Genomic DNA, 18,387 nt, shown 5'->3' on the forward strand with positions numbered 1-18,387 from the left:
AAATAAATAAGCTAATGTGCTTTTTAAATAAAATAATATCAGTTTTTATAGGTATTATTTTATTTATACCGCTAAGCTTTGCAGATGAAATTATCTCCGAATCTCTTGAAGACAATTTACCTCAAACCACAGCGGATACAAACGTGCATGAGGATAAAATGTTAGGACCATTGCCCCAATTGCCTCTAGAAGTAGAATTTGAGAATAGCTCTAATGAAGTTGCGGGCGACAACGAATTGATTGTCTCGCTAAAAGTTAATTATACCGAAACTGATATATTCCCAACTATAGTGCAAAACGCTCAAGGTCATTATTTAATTCCTCTTGAAGACATAGAACATTTTAATGTTCAAGAAGATTATCTTAAACAGGGCCTCGTGAACTATCACGATACTGCATATATTAATCTAGATTTGCTCGAAGGTACTAAATATGATTTAAACTTCGAGAATTTAGATTTAAACATTACTTTTCCAGCGGAAAAAATGCAACCTCAATCATTTGATGCTTCAGGCGGTCCTATGCAAAATGTTGATACTAAACTTATTAGCGGTGCATATCTTAATTATGACATAACTCTTAGCCAAAATGATGATATTAATTATTTAGCCGGAGTAGAGGAACTTAATTATTTTACTGAAAACGGCGTATATAGCTATAGTTTTTTATTTCAAACCGAAGCCGTTAAATCAAATTTTTCTAAAGTTAAAAATACTTCAAGAAACCAAAATAAATTTACACGTTTAGAAACAAATTGGACATATGAGAATGTAGATAAAATGACTAATTGGCGGGTAGGGGATAGTATAACTAAAGCATCTTCTTGGTCTAATTCAACTAGATTTGCTGGTATTCAGTATACTACTAATTTTGCGGTTAGACCGAATTTAGTTACTTATCCGTTACTGGATTTTAGAGGGAAATCAGAACTTCCAAGCAGTATAGAAATATTTTCAAATAGTGTGCCTATATATAATGCTAAAGCTCATATGGGGGATTTTGACGTAACAAACATTCCGGTTATTACCGGTAGAGGTGATTTAATAGTCAAAACTCAAGATATAACCGGTAAAGTTCAAACAATCACCATTCCTTATTATGCATCACCGAGTTTACTGCGCGAAGGGCTTTCAAATTTTTCTTATGAAGCCGGATTTCAAAGACAAGATTTTGCGATATATAGCAATGATTATAAATATTTAGTTCTAAATACCGATTATATGCTTGGTATGAATGATTATTTAACAAGCGGTGGACATTTTGAATTTTTAAAAAATAATGGAGCAGTAGGGGTAACTAATAACTTAAAAATCGGAAATTTTGGAATTATAGGCATTTCAGCTGCAAGTAATATCAAAAATTTCGGTCGTTCTCAAAGAATTAATTGCGGTTATACTTATGAATCGGAATATTTTGACATTAATAGTAATTTAGATTGGAATAATAGCAATTATCAGGATGTATATAACTATCCCGATAAAACTTTTTCAAGTTTAAATTATCAGATTTCAGCTAGCTGCGGTAATACCGATTTTGGTAATATAAGTGTTAATTTTTTGTCTTTTGTCGTAAATAACACAATACAACAAGGTAAACGTACAAATATAATATCATCGACTTATCAAAGGAATATTACTAAAAAAGGTTTCTTAAGTTTTACTATAGGTACTGATTTAAACAGTAAACGTAAAAATAATTTTGCCTATATGTCATTTAACTTCAATTTAGACGGTAATAAAAGTATTTCATTTACCGATTCGTATCAAAATAAGTATCATACGAAGCAACTTGGTATTTCTTCACCGGTTACCTCAAATATGGGATGGGGATATAATGCTAATATAATTAAAGCTAAAGCTACAAACTATAACGTACAACTTAATCGTAACGGTAAAAATAACGATATTGGAGTTTATCTGCAGAAAAATGATGCCGAAACAATGAAACAGTTTAATATCAAAGGAGGTATTGTCTCTATTGATAAAAGCTATTATGTGACGAGACCGATTACCGGAGGTCTTGCTTTGATTAAAGTAAATAGTTTAAAAAATGTCGGAGTTTATAATAATAATCTATTAGCCGGTTATACTGATGATAAAGGTAAAATGCTTGTACCAAACGTAACACCCTATGTTCCTTCTGAAATAAGATTAGATGATGAAAATCTACCTCTTAATACCGAGTTTGAGGAAATTGCTTTGAAAGTTGCTCCAAAAACAAAATCAGCAGTATTATTAGATTTCAATGTTAAAATAATTAAAAGTGTTGAAATGACTATGTTTAATAGTAATAAACACTTCATTCCGTTTGATAGTACTGTTACTATAGAAGGTTTAAACGAAGAAATATTTGTAGGTTATGACGGTAAGGTTTATATTAATGATATTAAAGATCTTGAAGTATTAAATGGTTCTATTTGTGACGAGAATGAAGAGAATAATAGATGTTGTCATTTTAACGTACCGGTTAATAGAGATTTAAACGACCCTGTAATTGATTTAGGCGAAGCGATATGCAAATGAGAAGCTTGTTGTACAAATCCCGAGTCGTCATTGCGAGCAGGCATTGCTGCGTGAATCCGGTTTATCTGTCATTGCGAAGAAATTACGAAGTAATTAACGAAGCAATCTCAGGATATTTGACGAGATTGCTGCGTCGCTTCGCTCTTCGCAATGACGATTCGGTTATTCACGCAGCAATGCCTGCTCGCAATGACGCAAAATCAGGCAATGTTAGGAAATTAATAGCAGTATTGATGATTAATATAATTATACCAGGAAATGCTACGGCTTTGCTTGCAACATGTAATCCGTCAGTTCCAACCGTAAATTTCGGTACTTTTAATGTAGGGGCAGTGCGAACAACTTCCGTTACTGCCTCAGTTACATGTAGTGCTTTATTATCACTACTTGTTAGTTATACCGTAACTTTTAGTACTGGTTCTGCTAATATCTATAATCCAAGAAATATGGTTAATGGGGTACGTAAGCTGAATTATAATTTATACAAAAATGCAGCTTTTACTCAAATCCTCGGTAACGGGACTAGTAGTACGGTAACATTTACCGATAGCTATTTACTAGGTCTTGGACCGGTAACAAGAAACTACACCGTATATGCCCTCTTGCCATCACAACCTCTTGCTGCTGCCGGCACGTTTCAAGACACTATTACCGTAACCGTAACCCAGCCATAGCTATATAATAAAAAATCTTTAAAATCAAAATTCTTCAGCCTAGATTCTAATTTTGTTGTTTGCATAAATTGATTCACAGGATTCTGGACATTACCATCCGGTATTAGGAAGTTGTATTTTTATTATAACATTAAAAACAATTTAAGTTTTATGTTACATAATTATTAATTTTAATTAATAATTATAATAATGTTATTACTATAACTACATTTAGTATTTTGTAGTTACTTAGGCTCTGTTTAATTATGGTTATTTTTTGCTGCAAATTATAAGGTTTTTTTGAAATATGAATAACTATTTCTGCAAAAAAAGCAAAAGTACACAGAACCAATATTTTTAACTCAAATAAAGGTCGAATTTATGAAAAATGAAGAACAACAAAATCAACCAGCTCCAAAACATGGTCGAATAATATTCCCTCTTCACACAATGGGAAAAGTTTGTGTAGATAAGAAGCTAATAAATGAAGAGTGGAAACTTAACGGATTTGAAACAGGGAAAGGAAGTGATGAGCGTTTTGGAAATGATGTTGCAGGGGAACCGCTACCATTAGATGGGCATATTCTTAATGGTGGGCGTACAGATGATACAGATTGGGTAAAATGCTACCAATGAAGAAATAAGAGCGGAATTAAAAGATTCAACGTTTAACTGGATAAACTTTGCTATACCATTAGAGGGTGAAAAAAAGCTTACAATAGAATGGGATTATACTGCATCACATAAAACTCGCGGTTATATAGTGCAAATGACAAAGGCAGAGTTTACCTTTGAAAATAGACTGAAACACGACGATTTAGAAGAAATTTATAGTGAACTTTCTGATAAATTCCCTTACTGGGATCATACATTAGCTCCTTCTAAAACGATTGAAGTAACTTTTCCGGACAGAGACCCAGGATATTATGTTGTAGAAGTTGATTGGATAGTAGCCGACACACCACGTAAATTTGTTTCATCGTTTATTGTTGAATATAAGGATGAGGTTTCAGCGATAGGTCTTAATACGAATGATGGAGAATGCCTTTAACGTTATTCCTGCGTAGATAAGGGCTTGTTGCATGGATCGGTTTTCTTTCTATTACGCTGTGACTTGATCACGGGATGACAGAGATGGAATCGATCCTTAAACTTATACCTATGCGGAAATGTAACCTAGAACCACGCAACATTGCCTTACTTCCGCAGAGTAGGATTGCTTATGCCTTAAGAAAGCATAATATTTGTAAAAACTATTTTATATAGTAATCAAGAGTGATTTGTGTCAAGTCAAAAATCTAAAAAAAAATAAATATTTATATTGAATAAATTATTATTCTCGTGTCTACTTAGGTGAAGATTCTATACACTGAATATGGTGTCATTTTTTCAAAATAAGCATTATAAATAACGCCTACAACCCCATTAGTACCTATAATGAACACGCTTAAAAAAAACAAATTTCAAATAACTATAAATAATAACCATAACAATTTACTTACTCCTTTCGGTAAAGCTATTCTACGAGATCGATATCTTATGAAAGGTGAGGATTTTCAAGATTTATTTGCAAGAGTTTCTAGTTATTATGCCGAAAATAAACAGCATGCTCAGAAGTTATATGAATATATGAGTAAAATGTGGTTTATGCCGGCAACACCAATCTTAAGTAACGGCGGAACAGATAGGGGGCTTCCTATTTCATGCTTCTTGAATGAGACCGATGACAGCTTAGACGATATAGTAAATTTATGGACGGAAAATGTTTGGCTTGCTGCACGCGGTGGCGGGATTGGAAGTTATTGGGGTAATGTTCGTTCTATTAATGAAGGGATTCGTGATAAAGGTCATTCATCCGGTATTATACCGTTTATTAAAGTAATGGATTCTATGACTCTTGCTATTTCGCAAGGTTCTATTAGACGAGGTTCATCAGCTGTATATCTGCCTATTAATCACCCTGAAATTGAAGAATTTATTGATATAAGACGTCCGACAGGTGGGGATGTTAACCGAAAAGCTCTTAATATTCATCACGGTATAGCTATAACCGATGAATTTATGAAAGCCGTTGAAAACAATACGGATTTTGACCTTATTAGTCCTGCTACCAAAAAAGTTGTAAATAAAGTTAGAGCTAGAGATTTATGGGTTAAATTATTAACTACTAGAATAGAAACGGGCGAGCCTTACTTGTTATTTATCGATAGTGTTAATAAATCCATACCTGAGCATCATAAAAAATTAGGGCTTCAAGTTAAAATGTCCAATCTTTGTAGCGAAATTACATTGCCGACGGGAATTGACCATTTAGGAAAGTCAAGAACTGCCGTTTGCTGCCTTTCTTCTTTAAATTTAGAGTATTATGAAGAGTGGAAAGATGATAAAGAATTTATCCATTCTATTATGTTGTTCCTTGATAATGTTTTAGAAGACTTTATTAATAAAGCACCGGATACTATGGCAAGAGCTAAATATTCGGCTATGCGTGAGCGAAGCGTTGGACTTGGTGTGATGGGATTCCACTCATTTTTACAAATGAAAAAAGTACCTATAGAATCGGTTATGGCAAAAGTTTGGAATAAAAAAATATTTGAATATATATCTGCTGAAGCTGATAAAGCCTCAATAGAAATCGGTAAAGAAAAAGGAGCATGTCCTGATGCTCTAGATGCAGGAAGTAATGAACGATTTAGCAATAAAACTGCAATAGCACCTACCGCATCAATTTCGGTAATAGCAGGTAATGCCTCACCCGGAATAGAGCCGTTTGCCGCTAATAGCTTTGTACAAAAGACTTTAACCGGTTCTTTTAATGTGCGTAACAAACATTTAGAAAAGTTATTAGAAGAGAAAGGATTTAATAATGATCAAGTTTGGTCTTCGATTGCAACACATGAAGGATCAGTACAACATTTAACATTTTTATCCGAAGAAGAAAAACAGGTTTTCAAAACCGCTTACGAAATTGATCAGAATTGGCTAATTGAACTGGCAAGCGATCGTACTCCTTACATTACACAAGCACAATCTTTAAACATCTTTTTACCGGGGAATGTTAGTAAGAAATATTTAAATAATATTCATTTTAAAGCCTGGAAAAAAGGAGTAAAAAGTTTATATTATTGTAGATCGACCTCAATACAGCGAGCCGATAAAGTATCGCATGATGTACTAAAAGCAGATTTTAAAGACTTAGAGAAACAAAACGATAAGTTAGCAGAAGCCAATAACTACGAAGAATGCTTAGCTTGTCAGTAAGTATAATATAACTATGCAAAGATATTTAGATCCAACAAATGATGTAGCATTTAAAAAATTGTTTACGGATAAAACAAGGTTAATAAGCTTTCTTAATAATATTATGAGGCTACCTGAAGAGTTAAGGATTATCGACCTTGAATATATTTCAAACGAACAAGTACCGGATTTAGGGCAGAATAAAAGGAGTATAGTAGACGTTAAAGTTAGAGATAACTCCGGCAATATTTATATTGTTGAGATGCAAAACGGATATGCCGATGCTTTTTTAGCAAGAGTACAATTTTATGCTTCTATAGCTTTTACTTCTCAACTAAAAAGAGGGAAAGAATATGCTGATCTTGCCCCTGTAGTTATGGTAGTAATTACTTCCGGATTTCAGGCATTACCTGAGGAAAAAGAGTGTGTTAGTTATCATCAAACTATTAATGTTGGCAACGGTAAGCATCAACTTAAATGCTTGTCTTACGTATTTGTTGAATTAGACAAATTTACCAAAGAAGCAGATGAGTTAGAAAGCTTAGAAGATGATTGGTTATATATGATGGCTAAATTCGATAGAGCAAAAGAACCCCCGAAACATACAAAAGATGAAATAGTATTATCAGCCTATAAAACTATTGAACAATTTAACTGGAGCGAAGCAGAATATGACAATTATATTAAAGCTATGCTTGCTGCTCAAACGGAAGAGTTAAATCAAAAAAGTAAATATAATGAGGGAAAAGCTGAGGGCATTGAGATTGGGAAAGCTGAAGGTAAGACTGAAGAAAAAATTGAGACAGCAAAAGAAATGCTAAGAGACAATGAGCCTATAGAAAAAATAGTTAAGTATACTAAGCTTTTAAAAGAAGAAATAGAGAAACTAAAAGAATAGAATATGAAACAATACATCGATTTAATGCCACATCAAAAAAGTAAGTATAATGAGGGAAAAGCTGAGGGGAAAGCTGAAATAGCAAGAAAGATGTTAATTAAAGGAGTATTGCTAGAAGATATTATTGAACTTACAGAATTATCTCTAGAAGAAATAGAAAAATTAAAAGAATAAAAATAAAAGAAAATTATGTCATTACTTGATGCAAGTCCAATATATAAACCGTTTTCATACCCATGGGCATATGAAGCTTGGCACACTCAACAAAAAATCCATTGGCTACCGGAAGAAGTACCGCTTGCCGATGATGTTAAGGATTGGAAATATAACTTAACCCCAGGTGAAAAACATTTATTAACGCAAATATTTCGTTTTTTTACTCAAGCAGATATTGAAGTTAATAATTGCTATATGAAGCATTACTCACGAGTATTTAAACCGACTGAAATATTAATGATGTTATCGGCGTTTTCTAATATGGAAACGGTACATATAGCAGCATATTCACATTTACTTGATACGGTAGGTATGCCGGAAGTAGAATATTCAGCATTTCTTAAATATAAGGAAATGAAAGACAAATATGATTATATGCAGCAATTTGGAGTAGATACCAAAGAAGATATAGCAACTACACTCGCAGTATTTGGAGCTTTTACCGAAGGATTACAGCTATTTGCTTCTTTTGCGATTATGCTTAATTTTCCTCGTTTTAATAAAATGAAAGGTATGGGTCAGATTATTGCTTGGTCAGTGCGTGATGAAACACTTCATACTAATTCAATTATTACTCTGTTCAAGACTTTTGTAAGAGAGAATCCTGAAGTTTGGACGGAAACTTTACGTAAACGTATTTATGAAGCTTGTACAACTATTGTGCATTTTGAAGATGCCTTTATTGAACTTGCTTTTGAAGTCGGCGGTATTGAGGGGTTAACGGCATATGAAGTAAGACAATATATTCGTTATATTGCCGATCGTCGTTTAATGCAGCTAGGACTCAAAGATGTATATTTGGTAAATCATAACCCGCTTCCTTGGCTTGATGAAATGCTAAACGGCGTCGAACATACGAACTTTTTTGAAAATAGAGCGACTGAATATTCAAAAGCAGCGACTACCGGTTCATGGGAAGAAGTATTCACTGAGATGGACGCCAAAAGCGGAAGCTAAATAATTACTTAGATAGAACTTGAAAAATTGGTAGACATGTTTCGTAAGTCCTCGGATGCTGAACGTGTTGTGTCGAAGTATACATATTAACAACAAGAATAAAAAAAATTAAAAATACCTAATCTTTATTTTTAAAAATTTTTTAAAATAGATTTAGAATATTTAAAAATTTCGAGTAATTTTATGGCTGTTATAAATAATAAAAACTATCAAAAAGTTGTAGAAAAAGTTTTATCTTCTTCTAAAGCTAATAAAGTATTAAAGAGTGCAATTAAGGACTTATCATCTTCAAAGAGTATAAGTTTAAGAACGATGTTACTCGGAGCAAGGTTTGTTTTAACTAATCCTGTAAATAGTTATAATCTTGTTAAGCTTGCTAAATCCTCTAATATATATCTTGATCCGGAATTTCAAAAATCACTTCTTGAAAAATCTCCAATATGGGAATTTTTAAAAAAACATTCAGATGATTTACCTAAAATAGGTCAAATCTTAGCAAATGCGGGCTTTAGAGAATTTCAAGATAAGAGTGCTTTAGATGAAAAGGGACTCGAAATACTAAAAGAATGTTTTAAAAATGAAAAAGTACTTAAAAAACTTCAAGAAATTGCAGTTGAAGTAAAGCAAGAGCTACCGGATTGGAATAAAGTGACTTCTAGAACTTTAGATATGCTGGTTACCGATAAAAACTTCAAAAAATTCTTTAATGAAAAGAGCGAAGATATTACGAATTATATACGCACCGGAGCAACTGAAATACTTCCAAGCGATTATGTAAAAACTTTTGATGATATATTACAAAAACCCGAAAAGAAAAATTTATATTCATTAGTTATCAAAATATTTAATGAACATCCTGATTTTAAACAAGAACTAGCTGAAAATATAAATAATACTCATTCTCTAAAAAGATTTAAAAAACTATCGTCTGAAAAACAAATAATTATTGAAAGTTTTTTAGAAGAAGCAAAAGAACAAGCTAAACCTTTCTTAAAAGAACATTTTGAAAGCTACAAAATTGATCTTAAAATTTTAGATATTATTCCTACTTTATTAAATAAAATTCCTGAGACAAAAGAGATTTTTGATACTCTTAACGCTCCAAATCAAGGTGTAATGATATCTCTTGAAAAATCCTTAGAAATGGTAGCGGGTGATGATAAATTAAAAAGTTTTTTTGCTAATAATAAAACAATCTTACCAAATATTGCTTTAGGTATTATTGAAAATACTCCTAGCGTACAAAGCATAACAAAAGAATATAATTTTGATAAACAAATGCTTAGTATAGTAGGCGAAGTTATGTCAAAACCGGAAATTGCTCATGAGATTATTGCAGACTTAAATAAAGGCGATTATATGAGCTTAACCGGTAATATAATCTCTGCCCTTAATGATCCTTCATTTAAATTAAAAGATATATTAGTAGCACAAAGTAAAGAAGGGCTATTTGATAATTTAATTACAGGAGTTTTAGAACAGGATGAAAAAAATAGCCAAACTATAAAACAACAACTTATAAATTACGGTCTGGAAGCGAGTGATATTACAAAGCTAACGAGCATAATGCCTATATTACTTGATAAACCTGAGTCATTAAAAAAGGTTTTTCGAGATTTTATTAAAGGTGATTATACAGGAATGGCAAAAGAGTTAATAGCTTTAACTAAAGATAATCCTGAGATTAAGAAATATTTAAACGATAATAGAGAAATATTTGCTAGTATTTTAGATAAAACTTTAAAAGATATACCGGGCATAAATAACCTTGATAAGAAAGAATTATATAATATACTTCCATCAATGTTAAACCATCCTGATGAATTAGTTAAAGTTATAGAAGAAGTTGAAAAAAGTAATTATCGTGGGGCTGCTAGTGCTATATATAATCTAGCTCAAAAAACAAATTATTTTGAAGGGCAATTGCCAAATATTGTAAAAGCAGGTTTTAGCTATGCTACTGAAAAAGTAAAAGACGTATTTAGTCCATCACAAGATTTTAAAGATAAAACTATAGATGAAATTACTCTTAGAAATAATTTAAATAAAATACAAAATGGAAAATTCAGCTTAGAGGGAGCTATATTAGCAGGTAATTTATCTAATATTGACTTCTCAGGCGTATCATTAAAAAATGCAGATTTAACTAAAGTAACTTCTTTAAAAGATTGTAATTTTAAAAATACTAATTTAGCAGAGACTAAATTACCTGATAATTTAATGCTACTTACTGATACTTACAATCTCGATAAGGCTATTCCTCATTTAGCACCTGAACTAATTAAAGAACAACAAGCTAAATTAATTGATAAGGCAATTGATAAAGTATTTTTACAAATACAAGCCGAAGAAAAAAGAAATTTACTTAGTAAAAAAGAATTTGCTCAACAGGTAAATATATTATGCGAAGAAAATCAAACGATTAAAGACTATATTATAGAGAAACTAAATTCATTACCTATGAATATGGTTACTAACCTAGCTACTCCTAAAACAAATCAATATAAACATATTACAAATCATGTAAATTCTCCCTTACAAATATTGAACCCTTTATATGAAAATATTGCAAATAAACAAGATATTAAGAGTAATTTATTGGCAAATATTTTAAGCGAGAAAATATCACAAAAACTTTTTGATAAAGGTGATAATAGAGGTGAAGATTTTTACATGATTAATCAGATGCTAAAACCTATCGTTTCTGAATATTCTAAAGAGGAGCCCGATAATATAAATAATTTTTTAGAGCCGAAAAATCTAGAAAAGTTAGCAAGTAATATTGCTTCTACTTTAAATTCTAAATCTAAATATACTTGGGCAGGCACTATTACCGGTGGAATTTATTTACCGAAAGAAATCTTCAATGAACAGTTAAAAGATAACTTTAAGAATGAGTTTGAAAATATTAATAAATTAAATGTTTTAAAAGAAGCAAAAAATATAGCTTCAAATTTAGATAGTAAAGTGCATGTAGTAGATAATCACGATAAATCACATACTTACGAATCATTAAAAAAGGTTTTTGATGGATTTGTTAAAGGTGATTATACGAGAATGGCGAAAGAATTAATAACTTTAACTAAAGATAATCCTGAAATTAAACAATATTTAAACGATAATAAAGAAATATTTTTGGGCATTTTAGATAAAACCTTAAAAGATGTACCGGGTATCAATAATCTTGATAAGAAAGAATTGTATAATACACTAACACCTATGCTCAATCAACCGGATAAGCTGGTTGAAATCTTAGAAAATATTGAAAATAAGAAGTATATGAATGTGGCTACTAGTATAGGTAGTTTAGTTTGGAAAGAAGGTCAAACGTTGAATATTATAAAACAAATACCAAATGTCATTAAAGCAGGAGTTGGTTATTTTAAATCTGATAAGGTACCTGTAGAATTAGAAAATAAAGTTCCGGCTGATGTATTAAAAGAAGCACAAAACATCGTCTCAAGTTTAAATAGTAAGATTAATATTGTAGAACCTAAGGCAAGTTCATTTTCCATTACTCCTATTTCTAATAATAAAAAGAAAGACGAAGTACATAGATAGTTATATAGGAAAGTTTCTCAATATTTGTGCAAACTCTTCATAGTTAGAATATTCTAATGTAGTTTTATCTTGTATCTGATTTTTAAACCAAGTAACTTGTCTTTTAGCATAATGACGTGTTCGTATTTGAGCTGCACTTAAAGCCTCATCTAAAGTAAGGTTACCGTCTAAATAAGCTAAAATTTCTTTTACTCCCACTGCTTTTAAATTTGAATAATTTTTAGGAGCAAATTGTTTTTTTATCAAAGCAATTTCATCAATTGCCCCTTCTTTAAATATTTTTTGTAAACGCTCATCACATGTTTTATATAAAAATTTTCGCTCAGGATTTAAGAAGATAATTTTGAAATTAAAATCAGATAAAATTTGCTCTTTTGGCAAAGTTTGAAAAGAGAAAATAGATTTACCGGTTTGCATGAATACTTCATAAGCTCTAATTAAACGCTGAGTATCATTTTGGTTTGTTTTAGAGGCAGCAAGCGGGTCAAGCTGTTCTAATTTATTCCATAATTCTATATTGCCTATTTCAGTATGTAAGTTTCTTACTTGTTCTCGTAAATCTTCTGATATATCAGGAATATTATTATAGCCGAAAACTAAAGAATTGATATATAAACCCGTTCCGCCTATTAATATAGGTAGCTTGCCCCTAGCAGTTATTTCTTTTATTTTTTCTGTAGCAAGTTTTAGATATTTTATTACTGAGAAATCTTCCGTAATTGATAGAAAGTTATAAAGGTAATATGGAATTTCGGCTTTATAAATTTGAGGAGGGGAGGCGGTAATAATAGGAATTTCCTTATAAACCTGCATTGAGTCGATATTAATGATTTCGCCGTTATAAGCTTTGGCAAACTCATGCCCTAAATAAGACTTCCCACTAGCAGTCGGCCCGCATAATATAATTATTTCTTTTTTTGTCACTGATATATAGTTTAGCCTATAATTATTGGGGTGTTGCATGGCTCGGTTTTCCGTCATTGCGAGAAGAATTACGTAGTAATTCGACGAAGCAATCCAGTAAAAAATTCTGATTTACAGAATTTTTTTATTATTTTTCTGGATTGCCACGCAGCCTACGGCTGCTCGCAATGACGGGGTGGTATCCACGCAACAACACCAGCTCATGATAATTCAGTATTTCCGCAGGAATGACATTATACAATTAAACGTTTTCAGTTTCATCAATAGGAGTATTTCCTAAAGCCTTAGTAATATCCACTTCATAGTTAACAGTATTGGACTCACTAAATGTTATTGCACTTGGTTTAAAATTGTCGTCAAAAATAATATTTGGCTCAGTGTGTATTGATATACCGACACTAAAAGCTAAAGAAGTAAGCTTTTTAATTTTTTCAAACTGAGAAATATCATTAATAATATGATTCCCATTTCCATCTGTTCCTACCGAATGCTTGCTAACTATAGCACGTAATTCATTTAATACCATTTGTTCAGTTGCTACATCTATTTTAATTTGCTTAATGTCAATAGGAAACCCAGCGTTAAGAGCTTGTTTGAACATATTATTTATCCTTATATTAATTTAATGTGAGAAGAATATATTAAATAATATTTAAAAAGTCAATAGATTAATTAATTTTTTAATAATTAATTAATAGTCCGTATTTTTCAAGATATTTATTAATTATAGCTATTATTTTCTCTAAACCATTTTTACTAGCTGATTCAGCTCTTGCAACTATAATAGATTCGGTATTAGAGCTACGAAGTAACCACCAACCATGCTCATTATTTACCCGTACACCGTCTATATCATTAAACTCTATTTTATCATCAAGTAATTTTTGCTTTATTTCTTCTATAATTTTTAGCTTTAGTCTTGAGGGAACAAAAATTTTAATTTCCGGTGTACTATAGCTTTTCGGTAAATCTTCTATTATCTCATCTAGCGTTTTATCCGATTTGCTAAGTAAATCTAAAAATCTAAGAGATGCATAAATTGCATCATCAAAGCCGAAATATTTATCGGCAAAGAATATATGCCCGCTCATTTCACCGGCAAGTAAAGCTTTTATCTCAAGCATTTTGCTTTTAATAAATGGATGACCGGTTCGCCATATTATAGGATTTCCTCCATATGATTTTATTTTATCGACTATAAATTGGCTGGCTTTTACGTCAAGTATTATAGTTGCGTTTGGATTTTCCTTTAAAATATCCTCAGCAAATATACATAAAATTTGGTCACCGAATAATATCTTGCCGTTCCCGCTTACAATGCCGATTCTATCACCGTCACCGTCGAAAGCTATACCAATATCGCAATTTTGTTCTTTAACTGTTTTTATTAGCTCTTGTAAGTTAGCAGGGTTAGTAGGGTCAGGATGATGGCTTGGAAAATTCCCGTCAATCTTACTATTTATGATTATATTGTCGTTTGAGAGATATTTTTTAAGTTCTTCAACAATATCACCGGTTGCTCCGTTACCGGAGTCCCAAGCTACTTTTAATTTGGGATTAATGTTTATCCCCTCTAAAATACGCTTTAGGTATTTAGATTGGATGGTGTTGCTGTACTCTGTTTCATTCCCGCTAGGTATTATTGTCATCCCGCGGCTTGACCGCGGGATCCAGTCTTGTTTAATGTTTTTTTGGATACCGTGGTCAAGCCACGGTATGACATTGATCTTTGCTAATAAATCCTGTATCTGAGGACCGAAAAAAGATTTACCGTTTTGTAGTATTTTAAAGCCGTTATCGTCACGAGGGTTATGCGATCCCGTAACCATAATACTACCGGCAGGCATAAATTGTTTATCGGCAAAATATAGTACGGGAGTCGGAACTACGCCAATATTTATGATTTCAGCCCCTGTCTCAGTTAATCCTAATTCTAAGGCTTTACAAAGGGTAGGGGAGCTGAGCCGACCGTCTAAACCAACACAGATTTTGTTGTTATCTTTCGTTATAGTCATCTCGGCAAAACAAAACCCGATTTTATAGGCTATTTCTTCCGTTAAGTCTGTAAGGCTATTGCCTCTTATATCATAAGCTCTAAAAATTTCTTTGTTAATTTGCATAAAAAACCCTTTATGTCATTCCTATTTTTGTCACCCCGTGGCTTGACCACGGGGTCCATAAAAACAATAAAAAATACTAATATATTTAGTATTTTAACTGGATCCCGTGGTCAAGCCACGGGATGACACGGGGTGCGTTTTCCGATCCACGCAAGCAATGACGTGGTTACATAGTCTAGAAATTAAAGCTTTCACCTAAATACACTTCTTTAACTTTCTTGCTGTTTGCTATTTCCTTAGCACTTCCTTCTAATAATACTTTACCTTCAAAAATAACATAAGCACGGTCGACTATATCTAGAGTATCACGTACGTTATGGTCGGTAATTAATATGCCTATATTAAACTCACGTAAATAAGTAATTAGATTTTTGATATCGGAAATAGCAAGCGGGTCAATACCGGCAAGCGGTTCATCAAGCATGATAAATTTAGGCTCTATTGCAAGTGAACGTGCGATCTCAAGCCTACGCCTTTCACCACCTGATAAGCTAGCAGCGGATAAATCTTTTAAATGTACTATTGAAAATTTCTCTAACAAATTATGGGTTTTTTGTTCAATTACTTCTTTATCATTTTCAGATATCTCAACTACAGCCTTAATATTATCCTCAACCGATAATCCCCGAAAAATTGAAGGTTCTTGAAGAAGATAGCCGATTCCAAGCCTTGCTCGTAAATAAATAGGTAGGTTGGTAATATTTATATCATTTAAAAGTAATTGCCCTGAGTCTGGTTTCATTAAACCGATAATAATGTTAAAACAAGTTGTTTTACCGGCTCCGTTCGGACCAAATAAACCAACTATCTCTCCTTGTTTTATATTCAGAGATATATCAGTTAATATATTCCTTTTTTTGTAGGATTTTGATATATTTTTAACTTGTAAGCTGTCCATCTTTTTTATTTGTGTTTTGTTGCTCTTTATGTCATTCCTGCGAAAGCAGGAATCCAGGCCTTATTGTTGTCATCCCGCGACTTGATCGCGGGATCCAGTTAAAAATACTAATATTTTAGTATTTTTTATTGTTTTTATGGACCACGTGGTCAAGCCACGGGGTGACAACCTAGCACGGTATAACAAAACTAACTATTTTTCTTAACAATATCTACATAATAGATTAGTTTATTAGTTTTTAAGACATTATCGTCACGCTGTAATATTACATTACCAAGTAGAATAAGTTGTTTATTATCGAAAAAATATTTAGCACTATCTGCAAGTAATAATTCATTATTTATTTTTCTTTCTACAGTCAACTTGGTCGGAATAACTATATAATCAATAGTTTGTTTATCATCTATTGTTTTATAAAAAATATATAATTCTTTCGTTCTAAGTATCGCATTATCGAAGTAAACAACAACATTTCCAAGATATTCTGCTTTTTGTTTGGTTCTATCAATAATTAAGGTATCAGATGTTATATGTAAATTTGAAATATCTCTATTATTAGCATATATAGATATACTAATAGTAAGAAATACTACAAGTTTAATAATCCGATAAATCGATGATTGTAGAGACATTGCCTTTAAAAATTATAATATTATTTTCATCCCTCGTATTAAAACTATCCGAAGTAATTGAAGAGTTTTTATAAAGTAATTTAGCAGAGGAGTTGCCGGTTATATTCTTATTTACTAAATCAATCCTTGCATCGTTAGTGTTAAATATGATCTCATCAAAAAAAAGTTTTACATCGTTTTTTAAATCTAATATGTTTGATTCTTCATCTAAAAAACCTTCTTTCGCATTGATAATAAGAGTTTGGTCTTGATTTACGTTATAAATAGCATTTATTATATCTAGTTTATATTTGTTATCCGACTCTTTTATAGCTCGCTCAGTTTTAATCTTATACGCATTTAAATTTTTATTTACTCCTTCAAAAATTGAATCTTTCAATATAATATTATATTTTAAATCAAAATTTTTATTATCTTTTAAACTTTTTTTTGTAACGTTAATATCATTTTCTTCATTAATATAACCGCTTTTAATTAATATATATCCTATATACAAAATTCCAACTATTATTAAAAGATATACAGATTTCCAAATTTTTTTTCGCCGTTTATAAGAAGAGGGCATAGATTTCAGCTAACTCCTATGCGTAGTAAATCATGAATATGAATAATGCCTATGATAATATTATCATCAACAATCGGTATATTAGTGATATTTTTGGCTTTCATTAAATTTAAAGCCTCTTTTGCAAATATTTCCGATGAGATATGAATAGGGTTTTTGGTCATAATGCTTGATGCTGTTTTTAAGTGAATTTGATCGTTAATATGACGACGTAAATCCCCGTCAGTTATAATCCCTATCAAATTTTGGTTTTTATCTGTGACAAGTGTACAACCTAAACGTTTTTTATTCATAATAATTATAGTTTCGGCAAAGGAAGTATCTTCATATACTAAAGGTATTTCATCACCGCTACGCATTAGGTTTTTAATTTTTGTTAAATTAGCACCGATTGTACCTCCCGGATGATAAATTTTAAAATCATCTTTAGTAAAGCCTCGTTTTTCATGTATAACAGTCATTAAAGCATCACCTAGTGATAACATTATTAAAGATGATATAGTAGGAGCTCCAATTACAGAAGCTTCCGGGTATTCAGGTACTATTAATAAAAAATCGCTTCTTTTAGCTAAAGTGGAATTTTTATTCATTGTCATTGCAGCAATTTTTATGGAAGAGTTCTTGCAATATTCAATTATATTAAATAGCTCTTTAGTTTCACCGGAATTAGATAGCATAATTACTAGATCATTTCTCGTCACCATACCTAAATCGCCGTGACTAGCCTCTGCCGGATGTAAATAAAAAGCAGGCATACCGGTTGAAGAAAAGCTAGCAGCTATTTTTCTTGCAATATAACCGCTTTTGCCTATGCCGGTTAGGATTACCCGTCCTTTGAAAGATAGTAAAAATTCTATAATTCTGTTAAAATCTTCAGGGATATTTTCGGATAATTTTTCTAAAGCACTTGCTTCACTAGAAATAACCCTCTTTGCGATGATTCGGTAATTATTTGTGTCGGTCATTTTTATATCTTTTTTCGTCATTGCGAGGAAAAATTGAAAATTTTGACGAAGCAATCTCAGGAGTTTGTTATTATTTCATGAGATTACCGTGCAGCCTACAGCTGCAGCGTTGTTGCATGGCTCGGCCTCACCTTTGTCATCCCGTGATTTATTCACGGGATCCAGTTAAAAATACTAATAATATTAGTATTTTTAGTTGTTTTGCTGGATACCGTGGACAAGCCACGGTATGACAC

The 18,387-nt window shown here is 31.7% G+C and carries 14 protein-coding genes and 5 pseudogenes; 10 read left to right on the top strand and 9 right to left on the bottom strand.

From position 1 onward, the window contains the following. Positions 1-14 precede the first annotated feature (14 nt). From H6P87_RS03415 to H6P87_RS03460, 10 genes and pseudogenes are all read left to right on the top strand, one after another. Positions 15-2,522, top strand: a complete 2,508-nt coding sequence (locus H6P87_RS03415) for a fimbria/pilus outer membrane usher protein (RefSeq protein WP_246438085.1) — start codon at positions 15-17, stop codon at positions 2,520-2,522. 233 nt (positions 2,523-2,755) lie between these two features. Further along, positions 2,756-3,268, top strand: a pseudogene (locus tag H6P87_RS03420) (spore coat protein U domain-containing protein). A gap of 288 nt (positions 3,269-3,556) precedes the next feature. Continuing rightward, the gene (locus H6P87_RS03425) at positions 3,557-3,811 is read left to right on the top strand and encodes a chitin-binding protein (protein WP_202070028.1); all 255 of its coding nucleotides are present in this window, start codon (positions 3,557-3,559) and stop codon (positions 3,809-3,811) included. An 82-nt stretch (positions 3,812-3,893) separates the two neighbouring features. Then, entirely contained in the window at positions 3,894-4,226 is a 333-nt protein-coding gene (locus tag H6P87_RS03430; protein WP_246438113.1) for a lytic polysaccharide monooxygenase, read from the top strand. Between the two features lie 386 nt (positions 4,227-4,612). Beyond that, on the top strand, positions 4,613-6,436 hold the full coding sequence (locus H6P87_RS03435; protein ID WP_202070029.1) for a ribonucleoside-diphosphate reductase subunit alpha: 1,824 nt from the start codon (positions 4,613-4,615) through the stop codon (positions 6,434-6,436). 13 nt (positions 6,437-6,449) lie between these two features. Next, positions 6,450-7,313, top strand: a complete 864-nt coding sequence (locus H6P87_RS03440) for an Rpn family recombination-promoting nuclease/putative transposase (protein ID WP_202068195.1) — start codon at positions 6,450-6,452, stop codon at positions 7,311-7,313. Between the two features lie 3 nt (positions 7,314-7,316). Then, positions 7,317-7,487, top strand: a complete 171-nt coding sequence (locus H6P87_RS03445) for a hypothetical protein (RefSeq protein WP_202068197.1) — start codon at positions 7,317-7,319, stop codon at positions 7,485-7,487. Between the two features lie 15 nt (positions 7,488-7,502). Beyond that, a complete protein-coding gene (locus tag H6P87_RS03450) occupies positions 7,503-8,486 on the top strand; it encodes a ribonucleotide-diphosphate reductase subunit beta (RefSeq protein WP_202068198.1) in 984 nt (327 codons plus the stop codon). A 183-nt stretch (positions 8,487-8,669) separates the two neighbouring features. Further along, a pseudogene (locus H6P87_RS03455) lies at positions 8,670-11,501 on the top strand (pentapeptide repeat-containing protein); the annotation flags it as partial. Positions 11,502-11,543: 42 nt separating this feature from the next. Further along, entirely contained in the window at positions 11,544-12,047 is a 504-nt protein-coding gene (locus tag H6P87_RS03460; protein WP_202070101.1) for a hypothetical protein, read from the top strand. Here H6P87_RS03460 and miaA read toward each other — a convergent pair whose 3' ends face one another. From miaA to H6P87_RS03500, 9 genes and pseudogenes are all read right to left on the bottom strand, one after another. After that, on the bottom strand, positions 12,048-12,971 hold the full coding sequence (gene miaA, locus H6P87_RS03465; RefSeq protein ID WP_202068200.1) for a tRNA (adenosine(37)-N6)-dimethylallyltransferase MiaA: 924 nt from the start codon (positions 12,969-12,971) through the stop codon (positions 12,048-12,050). 46 nt (positions 12,972-13,017) lie between these two features. Then, positions 13,018-13,120: pseudogene (locus H6P87_RS03470) on the bottom strand (lytic transglycosylase domain-containing protein); the annotation flags it as partial. 92 nt (positions 13,121-13,212) lie between these two features. Next, the gene (locus tag H6P87_RS03475; protein ID WP_202068202.1) at positions 13,213-13,572 is read right to left on the bottom strand and encodes a hypothetical protein; all 360 of its coding nucleotides are present in this window, start codon (positions 13,570-13,572) and stop codon (positions 13,213-13,215) included. Positions 13,573-13,651: 79 nt separating this feature from the next. Beyond that, positions 13,652-14,578 (bottom strand): annotated as a pseudogene (locus tag H6P87_RS07530) (phosphomannomutase/phosphoglucomutase); the annotation flags it as partial. Positions 14,579-14,695: 117 nt separating this feature from the next. Next, positions 14,696-15,091, bottom strand: a pseudogene (locus H6P87_RS07535) (phosphomannomutase/phosphoglucomutase); the annotation flags it as partial. Between the two features lie 175 nt (positions 15,092-15,266). Next, positions 15,267-15,989: an LPS export ABC transporter ATP-binding protein gene (lptB, locus tag H6P87_RS03485; protein ID WP_202068210.1), complete on the bottom strand. Its 723-nt coding sequence runs from the start codon at positions 15,987-15,989 to the stop codon at positions 15,267-15,269. Between the two features lie 188 nt (positions 15,990-16,177). Beyond that, positions 16,178-16,621, bottom strand: a complete 444-nt coding sequence (locus H6P87_RS03490) for an LptA/OstA family protein (RefSeq protein ID WP_202068214.1) — start codon at positions 16,619-16,621, stop codon at positions 16,178-16,180. Continuing rightward, positions 16,587-17,186 carry an LPS export ABC transporter periplasmic protein LptC gene (lptC, locus tag H6P87_RS03495; RefSeq protein WP_202068216.1) on the bottom strand — a complete coding sequence of 200 codons (600 nt, stop codon included), beginning with the start codon at positions 17,184-17,186 and terminating at the stop codon, positions 16,587-16,589. Before lptC ends, H6P87_RS03490 begins: the two co-directional genes overlap by 35 nt. Positions 17,187-17,191: 5 nt before the next feature. After that, complete coding sequence (locus H6P87_RS03500) at positions 17,192-18,151, bottom strand: KpsF/GutQ family sugar-phosphate isomerase (protein WP_202068218.1); 960 nt, start codon at positions 18,149-18,151, stop codon at positions 17,192-17,194. Positions 18,152-18,387 lie beyond the last annotated feature (236 nt).

The sequence above is a fragment of the Rickettsia tillamookensis genome (genome assembly GCF_016743795.2).
GTDB lineage: Bacteria > Pseudomonadota > Alphaproteobacteria > Rickettsiales > Rickettsiaceae > Rickettsia > Rickettsia tillamookensis.

Coding starts and splice junctions, on each gene's coding strand:
- H6P87_RS03415 (WP_246438085.1), top strand. CDS start 15: ATGTGCTTTTTAAATAAAATAATATCAGTTTTTATAGGTATTATTTTA.
- H6P87_RS03425 (WP_202070028.1), top strand. CDS start 3,557: ATGAAAAATGAAGAACAACAAAATCAACCAGCTCCAAAACATGGTCGA.
- H6P87_RS03435 (WP_202070029.1), top strand. CDS start 4,613: ATGAACACGCTTAAAAAAAACAAATTTCAAATAACTATAAATAATAAC.
- H6P87_RS03440 (WP_202068195.1), top strand. CDS start 6,450: ATGCAAAGATATTTAGATCCAACAAATGATGTAGCATTTAAAAAATTG.
- H6P87_RS03445 (WP_202068197.1), top strand. CDS start 7,317: ATGAAACAATACATCGATTTAATGCCACATCAAAAAAGTAAGTATAAT.
- H6P87_RS03450 (WP_202068198.1), top strand. CDS start 7,503: ATGTCATTACTTGATGCAAGTCCAATATATAAACCGTTTTCATACCCA.
- H6P87_RS03460 (WP_202070101.1), top strand. CDS start 11,544: ATGGCGAAAGAATTAATAACTTTAACTAAAGATAATCCTGAAATTAAA.
- H6P87_RS03475 (WP_202068202.1), bottom strand. CDS start 13,572: ATGTTCAAACAAGCTCTTAACGCTGGGTTTCCTATTGACATTAAGCAA.
- lptB (WP_202068210.1), bottom strand. CDS start 15,989: ATGGACAGCTTACAAGTTAAAAATATATCAAAATCCTACAAAAAAAGG.
- H6P87_RS03490 (WP_202068214.1), bottom strand. CDS start 16,621: ATGTCTCTACAATCATCGATTTATCGGATTATTAAACTTGTAGTATTT.
- lptC (WP_202068216.1), bottom strand. CDS start 17,186: ATGCCCTCTTCTTATAAACGGCGAAAAAAAATTTGGAAATCTGTATAT.
- H6P87_RS03500 (WP_202068218.1), bottom strand. CDS start 18,151: ATGACCGACACAAATAATTACCGAATCATCGCAAAGAGGGTTATTTCT.